The following is a 1,437-nucleotide window of genomic DNA, read 5'->3' on the forward strand; positions in this document are numbered from 1 at the left end:
TGTACTGACCCCAAAAAGTTAGACAATTAATTTATTCAAAGGATTTAGTTCTGTATTGCACAGGACTGAGTCCTTTTAGTTTTACCTTAATTCGTTTGTTGTTGTAATAATCAATATAGTTTACAATAGCTTGTTCCAATTGCTTAAGCGACTGAAATGACTTCTCATAACCATAAAACATCTCCGATTTCAGAATCCCAAAGAAGGACTCCATCATACCATTGTCTGGGCTGTTACCCTTACGCGACATGGATGCTTGAATTCCCTTACCCTCTAGAAACTGATGATAAGAATCGTGTTGATATTGCCAGCCTTGATCACTATGGAGAATCGTATTCTCGTAGTGCTTCTCTGTGAATGCCTGTTCCAACATTGTTTTTACTTGTTCTAAGTTGGGTGAAGTTGAAAGATTATAGGCGATAATTTCGCTATTAAAGCCATCTAAAACTGGTGATAAGTAAAGCTTTTGGGTACTTGCTGGAATGGCAAATTCTGTCACATCTGTGTAACACTTTTCCATTGTTTTAGAGCCTTCAAATTGACGTTGAATGAGATTCTCTGCCTTCTTGCCAACGTCTCCTTTATGAGAAGAATATTTTCGTTTCTGTCGCATTTTAGCTTGTAAATTGAGTACTTTCATCAAGCGTTGAACTCTTTTATGATTTACCAGATAACCACGATTTCTTAGTTCTAAATGAATCCGACGATAACCATAATTTCCCTTATGTTCGATAAAAATGGATTGAATTTTCGCTTTAAGCTCTTGGTCCTTATCTGGTTTATCTAGCTGTTTCAAGTGATAGTAGTAGGTCGAACGAGCTAGTTTAATGGCTTTTAGAAGAATATCTAACGAAAACTCGGTCATTAATTCTTGAACAATTTCTGTCTTTCTTCTTTCTCTTTTTCCTCCTTCAATCGGAGTTCTCTTAACTTTTTTAGGACGGCATTCTCCGCTCTCAGATACTCATTTTCTGCTTGAAGACGTTCTAATTCTGTTCTCTCTTCAGGTCTCTTTTTTGGCTTACGTCCCATTTTAGGTACTCTCCCTCTTGTTTTCTCAACAATAGTATACCCGTTTTTCTTGTATTGTGCTAGCCAATTAAGAAGTATCGTACGACTTGGGAGCCCGTATTCAAGAGAAACTCTATCTTTAGTCCAGCCTTCATGTAAGACTTTATTAATCATTTCTTGTTTTAAATCAGGAGAATAGTAACGATTTTTTCCTTTTTTGACGAACTCTATTCCGTAACGATCAATCAATTTAATCATGTACCTAATATTAGAATTATTTATCCCAAATTTATTTGAAAGCTTCTCTAAGCTATATCCTTGTTTTCTAAGTTCATAGACCTGAACTTTATCATCATAAGTTAATTTCATAATAAAAACACCCCAAAAGTTAGATTTTTTTCTGTCTAACTTTTGGGGTGCAGTTCA

General features: G+C 35.4%; 1 protein-coding gene. It reads right to left on the minus strand.

Annotation, left to right across the window (positions count from 1 at the left end; all coding sequences use genetic code 11):
* Positions 1 to 31: 31 nt before the first annotated feature.
* Positions 32 to 1,380 (minus strand): IS3 family transposase gene (locus HMPREF2805_RS10405; RefSeq protein WP_148131554.1). Its coding sequence is split into 2 segments (ribosomal slippage): positions 32 to 939 and positions 939 to 1,380, totalling 1,350 coding nucleotides; the frame shifts between segments, so codons are not numbered across the junction.
* Between the last annotated feature and the right edge of the window lie 57 nt (positions 1,381 to 1,437).

Source organism: Streptococcus sp. HMSC034E03, assembly GCF_001811505.1.
In the GTDB taxonomy this organism is placed as follows: Bacteria; Bacillota; Bacilli; order Lactobacillales; family Streptococcaceae; genus Streptococcus.